General features: G+C 63.5%; 4 protein-coding genes and 4 pseudogenes. 7 read left to right on the plus strand and 1 reads right to left on the minus strand.

From position 1 onward, the window contains the following. Positions 1 to 181: pseudogene (locus ACK5L9_RS16920) on the plus strand (hypothetical protein); the annotation flags it as partial. 261 nt (positions 182 to 442) lie between these two features. Here the strand turns inward: ACK5L9_RS16920 and ACK5L9_RS16925 are convergent. After that, positions 443 to 820, minus strand: a complete 378-nt coding sequence (locus ACK5L9_RS16925) for a hypothetical protein (protein WP_416912628.1) — start codon at positions 818 to 820, stop codon at positions 443 to 445. A 146-nt stretch (positions 821 to 966) separates the two neighbouring features. Here ACK5L9_RS16925 and ACK5L9_RS16930 point away from each other — a divergent pair, with 146 nt between their 5' ends. From ACK5L9_RS16930 to ACK5L9_RS16955, 6 genes and pseudogenes are all read left to right on the plus strand, one after another. Then, positions 967 to 1,614 (plus strand): carbonic anhydrase, encoded by a 648-nt coding sequence (locus ACK5L9_RS16930; protein WP_416912629.1) that lies wholly within the window; start codon positions 967 to 969, stop codon positions 1,612 to 1,614. A gap of 255 nt (positions 1,615 to 1,869) precedes the next feature. Next, complete coding sequence (locus ACK5L9_RS16935) at positions 1,870 to 3,312, plus strand: FAD-linked oxidase C-terminal domain-containing protein (RefSeq protein ID WP_416912630.1); 1,443 nt, start codon at positions 1,870 to 1,872, stop codon at positions 3,310 to 3,312. 5 nt (positions 3,313 to 3,317) lie between these two features. Next, positions 3,318 to 4,418 carry an FAD-binding protein gene (locus ACK5L9_RS16940; protein WP_416912631.1) on the plus strand — a complete coding sequence of 367 codons (1,101 nt, stop codon included), beginning with the start codon at positions 3,318 to 3,320 and terminating at the stop codon, positions 4,416 to 4,418. Between the two features lies 1 nt (position 4,419). Continuing rightward, positions 4,420 to 5,715: pseudogene (glcF, locus tag ACK5L9_RS16945) on the plus strand (glycolate oxidase subunit GlcF). A gap of 132 nt (positions 5,716 to 5,847) precedes the next feature. Next, positions 5,848 to 5,982, plus strand: a pseudogene (locus ACK5L9_RS16950) (IS110 family transposase); the annotation flags it as partial. A 436-nt stretch (positions 5,983 to 6,418) separates the two neighbouring features. Further along, positions 6,419 to 6,581, plus strand: a pseudogene (locus ACK5L9_RS16955) (IS5/IS1182 family transposase); the annotation flags it as partial.

The following is a 6,581-nucleotide window of genomic DNA, read 5'->3' on the forward strand; positions in this document are numbered from 1 at the left end:
CGGCCTCACCGAAAGCCAACTCCGTTCTCCCGGCAAACTGAACCGCCTGATCATGGTCATGGCCATCGCGCTTTATTGGGCAGTCTCAACCGGATTGTGGGCTGTCAAACAGCGGGCCTCCCAAAAAAACGAAGAAAAATCAGTGGTCGTTCAATGGTTTCGCCATTCAAGGCGGGTCTGAGAGCGCTTCAAACCCGATGCAGGCGACGATTAAAAATCCCACAACTATGGGAACTCTGGGAAAACTGACTCATGGTGAGAGTTCTATACAATCAGCTGCCCAATCTTCGACGGCAGCTTCTCGATTTCGGCCTCGGAGGCGCGGGTCTCATCGGATTTCCCGCGCTCGAAGGTCTGCGCCATGTTCGTGATTGCCGCTCGCTTCCAGCCGCTGAGTCCGAATTTCCACGACCACCTCGGTGTAACTTTCGGGGCCGTTGGGTCATGTGATCCCCGCACGGTCCCAGATCGTTGTCAGCGAACTGTTGCCCACCCGCATCATCCGGGCGCGCACGGCGGCCAGCGCGGATGCGTCCCGCCGTTCCGCGCAATTGCCCAGATCCATCGCAACCCCGGCCAGCGACAGCAAGCCGACCTGCCATGCCAGCCGCGACAGCCGGTCGGCATGGGCGACAGCCTGTGCCATGTCGCCTTGTTCCAGTGCCTCATCGGTGGCGGTCAGTGCCCAGGCAAGCTGTTCCAGCGCCAGCCCAAGCACATTCTGGGCGGCCTGTTCGCCCAGTTCGTTCACTATATCGCCAACCCGTCGCGCATCCACGCGGATTGGTTCGGAAACGGCCAGAGAACTGATCTGAGCCATATGCGCACCTCCAGTACAGTTGTGTCCCCACACAGTCCTGCACTATGACCGGCAGCCATGAAGGAAGGCTTGAACGGACCGGGAAAAACCCCTCGAATTTTGTTCAATTCGGGCCTATCAAGCCGCGACAAAGCCAGAGGCCCGCAATGAAGAACGTCCGTCCCCTGCCGCAATATCTGGTCAGCCGCTATCAGGGCTGGAAGGCGACATCTTATGCGGAAAACCGCGCGTGGTATCGCCGCCTTGCCGATGACGGCCAGCGACCGCGTGCGATGGTGATTTCCTGCTGCGACAGCCGCGTTCATGTGACCAGCATTTTCGGTGCCGATTCGGGCGAGTTCTTCATTCACCGCAATATCGCCAATCTGGTGCCGCCTCATGCGCCGGACGGGCAGCAGCATGGCACCTCGGCGGCGGTGGAATATGCCGTCTGCGCGCTGAAGGTCGCGCATCTGATCGTGATGGGCCACACAAGCTGTGGCGGTGTCGCGGGTTGTCATGCGATGTGTTCGGGCCATGCGCCGGAACTGGAAGATGCGTCCAGTTTTGTCGGACGCTGGATGGATATCCTGCGTCCGGGATACGAGCGCGTCAAGGAACTGCCCGAGGATCAGCAGATCGGTGCGCTGGAACGCGAGGCGGTGATGATTTCGATCGAAAACCTGATGACCTTCCCCTTCGTCCGCGAGGCCGTCGAGGCCGACGAAATGACCCTGCATGGACTTGTCCACGACATTCGCGAGGGGACATTGTGGCAGGCCGAGGATGACGGCCGGCGCTGGTCGGCGATCTGAAGGGCGCGCGGTTCGGGTGGCACCGCCTGCTCGCAAGCTGGCGATCCCGGTGCGACGTCATCGTCGGATGATTTGCGTCCCGCGATGGCCGGGGGAGTTGCACCCCCCGGACCCCCTGCTTTTCGCGCGGCGGCAGACCAGCCGGGCGTTGCCCGGCCCGCGCCCTTCGGGTCGCGGCGCATATCCCGTTTGACAGCCCCCGCCGAAGTCTTTTACCTCAACCCATCGCCAGAAGAGGAGGCCCCCATGTCCGGCATCGCCATGCCTCAGCCCGACCGACGCATCCTCGACCGCGCCCCGCAGATCGTGGCCGCGCTGCGCGGGGTGCTGCCCCCGGACGCGGTGATCGACGCGCCCGAAGAGACGCGCGCCTATGAATGCGACGCGCTGACCGCCTATCGCTGTCCGCCGCTGGCTGTTGTGCTGCCCCGGACCACGGCCGAGGTTGCGGCGGCGATGCGGGTCTGCGCGCGGATGGGGGTGCCGGTGGTGCCGCGCGGGGCGGGAACCTCGCTTTCTGGCGGGGCCTTGCCGACCGCCGATTGCGTGATCCTTGGCACAATGCGGCTGCGCGATGTGCTGGAGATCGACACGGATAACCGCTTTATCCGCGTGCAGACCGGCATTACCAATCTGTCTGTCAGCGCCGAGCTGGAACCGCATGGCTTTTTCTATGCGCCCGACCCCTCGTCGCAGCTTGCCTGCACCATCGCGGGGAATATCGCGATGAATTCGGGCGGGGCGCATTGTCTGAAATATGGTGTCACCACCAATAATCTGATGGGTGCGACGGTCGTTCTGACCACGGGCGAGGTGATCGAACTGGGCGGTGGGGAACTGGCACCCGAGGGTCTGGATCTGCTGGGCCTGTTCTGCGGATCCGAGGGGCAGCTTGGCATCGTGACCGAGGCGACGCTGAAAATCCTGCCCCGTCCCGAAGGTGCGCGCCCGGTGCTGATCGGCTTTGACGATGCCGAAGTGGCGGGCGAATGCGTGGCGCGAATCATCCGTTCGGGCGTGGTGCCGGTGGCCATCGAATATATGGACGAACCCTGCCTGCGCGCGGTCGAGAATTTCGCCCATGCCGGCTATCCCGACTGCGCTGCCGTGCTGATCGTCGAAGTTGAGGGTTCCGCCGACGAAATCGCCGATCAGCTTGCCCGGATCCGCCGGATCGCCGATGCGCTGAACCCGGTCGAATTTCGCGAAAGCCGAAATGCCGACGAGGCGCTGGCGATCTGGAAGGGCCGCAAGTCGGCCTTTGGCGCCATGGGGCAGTTGGGCGATTACATCTGCCTTGATGGCACGGTGCCGGTGGGCAAGCTGCCCCTGACGCTGCGGCGCATCGGGGAATTGTCGAAAGCCCACGGGCTTGAGGTCGCGAATGTCTTTCACGCAGGCGATGGCAACATGCACCCGCTGATCCTGTTCAACGCCAACAAGCCCGGCGATCTGGCGCGGGCCGAGGCCTTTGGTGCCGAGATCCTGCGCCTCTGTGTTGAGGTTGGCGGCTGTCTGACCGGCGAACATGGCGTCGGCATCGAAAAGCGCGATCTAATGAGCACGCAATACGACCCCGACGATCTGGCTATCCAGATGCAGGTGAAGGACGTGTTCGACCCGGCATGGCTGCTGAACCCGGCCAAGGTTTTTCCGCTAGAGGCCAGCGAAACCTTTCGCCGGAAGGCCGCCCAGTGACCGCCATGCTTGCCCCCTCTGATGAAACCGAGCTTTCCGCACTGCTGGCCGACCGTCACGGCCTGTCTGCGCCCCTGCGCATCGCGGGCGGGGGAAGCCGGGTCCAGACCGCCCATGTCGCCGCCGACACGCTGACCACGACCGGCCTGTCCGGTGTGGTCGATTACAGCCCCGGCGAAATGACCCTGATCGTGCGTACCGGTACGCCACTGTCCTTCATCGAAGCATTGCTGGCCGCCGAAGGGCAGGCCCTTGCGTTCGAGCCGCCGGATCTGCGCGCCGTTCTGGGCGGCAATCAGGTGTCCACCATCGGCGGCATGGTCGCCGCGAACGCCTCGGGGCCGCGGCGCATCTTTGCCGGTGCCTGCCGCGATCACCTGCTGGGGGTGCGCTTTGTCGATGGACAGGGGCGCATCATCAAAAATGGCGGGCGGGTGATGAAGAATGTCACCGGGCTAGATCTGACCAAGCTGATGGCCGGGGCACATGGCACGCTGGGGGTGTTGACGCAGGTGGCGCTGAAAACCCTGCCTGCGGCCCATACCCGCGCCACGCTGGTCTTTTCGGGTCTGGACGAGGTGCAGGCCGTGCGGATTTTCTGCACCGCGCTGGCCACCCCGTTCGAGCCCTCGGGCGCGGTCTATCACAACGGCACCGCCTGGCTGCGGATCGAGGGGATGGAGGCGCAGCTTGCCTACCGCCGCAGCCGTCTGCTGGAACTGTTCGCCGATCAGCGGGTCGAACTGCTGGACGATGCGGCCACCCGCAGCCTGTGGCGCGGCCTGCGTGACCTTGGCCATATCGGCGAGGGGCCGTTGTGGCGGGTGCTGACCCGCCCGACCGACGCGCCGGGTATCGCCTCGGCGCTGCGCGGGATTGGCGGACGGACGGCGCTGGACTGGGGCGGCGGGCTGATCTGGTATTGCGGGCCGGGCGATGCCGCGCGGATCCGCGCCATCGCCCCGCATGCCACGCTGATCCGGCGCGGCACGGCAACCGGCCCGGCATTTCCCCCGCAAACCGAGGCACTTGCGCGCCTGTCATCGGGGCTGCGCCACGCCTTCGACCCTGCGGGAATCCTCAATCCCGGCCTGATGGACGCCTGATATGCAGACGAATTTCACCACAGAACAGCTTGCTGATCCCGGTACCGCCCGCGCCAACCAGATCCTGCGATCCTGCGTCCATTGCGGCTTTTGCACCGCAACCTGCCCGACCTATATGGTTCTGGGCGACGAACTGGACAGCCCGCGCGGGCGCATCTATCTGATCAAGGACATGCTGGAAAACGGCAAGCAGCCCGACCGCAAGACGGTGCAGCATGTTGATCGCTGCCTGTCCTGCCTGTCCTGCATGACCACCTGCCCCTCGGGCGTGCATTAAATGCATCTGGTCGATCACGCCCGCAGCTATATCGAGGCGAATTACCGCCGCCCATGGGCCGACCGCGCCCTGCGCTGGCTGCTGGCGGCGATCCTGCCGTATCCGACCCGCTTCCGGCTGGCGCTGGTGGCAGCAAAGCTGGGCCGGCCCTTCCGGCGGCTGATCCCCGATGCAAGGCTGCGCGCGATGCTGGACATGGCCCCCCGCACCATCCCGCCGGTCAGCCGCAACGACGATCCGCAGATCTTTCCAGCGCAGGGCGAACGCTGCAAACGCGTGGCGCTGCTGACCGGCTGTGCGCAGCGCGCCCTGAACACCGACATCAATGATGCCACCATCCGCCTGCTGCGCCGTCACGGCTGCGAGGTGGTGGTGCCCCGTGGCATCGGCTGCTGCGGAGCGCTGACGCATCACATGGGCAAGACCAGTCAAAGCCATGCGCAGGCCGCCGCCAATATCCGCGCTCTTATGGCCGAGGTGAATGGCGACGGCCTTGACGCGGTGGTCATCAACACTTCGGGCTGCGGCACCACGGTCAAGGATTACGGGCATATGTTCGCCGGTGACGCGCTTGCGGGCGATGCCGCGACGGTGGCCGGGCTGGCCCGCGACGTGACCGAGGTGATGGCCGATCTTGGCCTTCAGGATGCCCGCCACGCGCCGCCCCTGCGCATCGGCTACCACGCCGCCTGCTCGCTGCAACACGGCCAGCAGATCAAGGCGACCCCGAAAGAACTGTTGGCCCAGGCGGGCTTTACCGTGACCGAGCCACGCGACAGCCATCTGTGCTGTGGCTCGGCCGGGACATATAACCTGATGCAGCCCGCAATCTCGGCGCAACTGAAGGCGCGCAAGGTTGAAACCCTTGAGGCATTGTCGCCCCAGGTCATCAGCGCCGGGAATATCGGCTGCATGATGCAGATCGGCTCTGGGACGGGCATTCCAGTCGTTCATACCGTCGAACTGCTGGACTGGGCGACCGGAGGCCCCCGCCCCCATGGCCTGCGCGGCATTGCCTGAGTGGCCACGATCTGACAGCGACGGCTATCGGGAATGGGGGCGCAGGGCGGAACCCGGCTCTGATGATGTGATCGCCCCCCGACGGCATCGATGTGCCAAGGTGGGCTTGTGGATCCACAAAGGAGGACGGTCATGTCGGAGATTATCACGGTTGGGCTCGATCTGGCTAAGAATGTGTTCCAAGTGCATGGGGCGGACGGCTTGGGCCGGGCGATGCTTCGGAAGAAACTGCGGCGCATGCAGGTTCTGGCGTTTTTCGGCCAGCTATAGCCTGACGACTCATTTTGATTATATTGTTAGGCTATAACCATTTGATTTTGCGCTGATGCTGCGCCAATTTGATGATCAAATTGGCTTCCGTCAGCTATATCACCACCGTGGCGCACATCAGACCAACGACATCGAAGAATGACCGTTCGCGCAGGCCGGAGGCGCGGATAATAAAGCCTGACGACCCTTCCATGAGTCGGTTTTGCCTGATTACCCATGGTTTTGGAATTTTGAGGCGTCGTCTGGATCGTGCTTGATGTGCTCTCGGACCAGCATTGAATGGTGAAGCCATTGACCTGTCACTGATTTTTATTAGTCGGCTCTGAACAACGTGGAACGCATTGATTTTGTGTGATGAACCGCCGGTATTTCTGGCTTTCTTCTGCAGGGTTTTGTATTGTTGACGCAGAAACCCTGCAAATTCGGATCACCGATGAAGCCGCATTCCCACGCCCCCGAACAGGATGACCTGCTCCGCCCCCGATTGCTCGACATGATCGACGCCCGGCATGAGCTGGTGAAACTGGCGAGTTTGATCGACTGGGCATTCTTCGAGCGGGAGTGGGCCGGGTTCTTCCCCTCGACGACCGGTCGTC

This window comes from Paracoccus sp. (in: a-proteobacteria) (assembly GCF_047973135.1).
In the GTDB taxonomy this organism is placed as follows: Bacteria; Pseudomonadota; Alphaproteobacteria; order Rhodobacterales; family Rhodobacteraceae; genus Paracoccus.

Excerpts from the sequence above, each read along its gene's own strand:
- ACK5L9_RS16925 (WP_416912628.1), bottom strand. The coding sequence starts at position 820 with ATGGCTCAGATCAGTTCTCTGGCCGTTTCCGAACCAATCCGCGTGGAT.
- ACK5L9_RS16930 (WP_416912629.1), top strand. The coding sequence starts at position 967 with ATGAAGAACGTCCGTCCCCTGCCGCAATATCTGGTCAGCCGCTATCAG.
- ACK5L9_RS16940 (WP_416912631.1), top strand. The coding sequence starts at position 3,318 with ATGCTTGCCCCCTCTGATGAAACCGAGCTTTCCGCACTGCTGGCCGAC.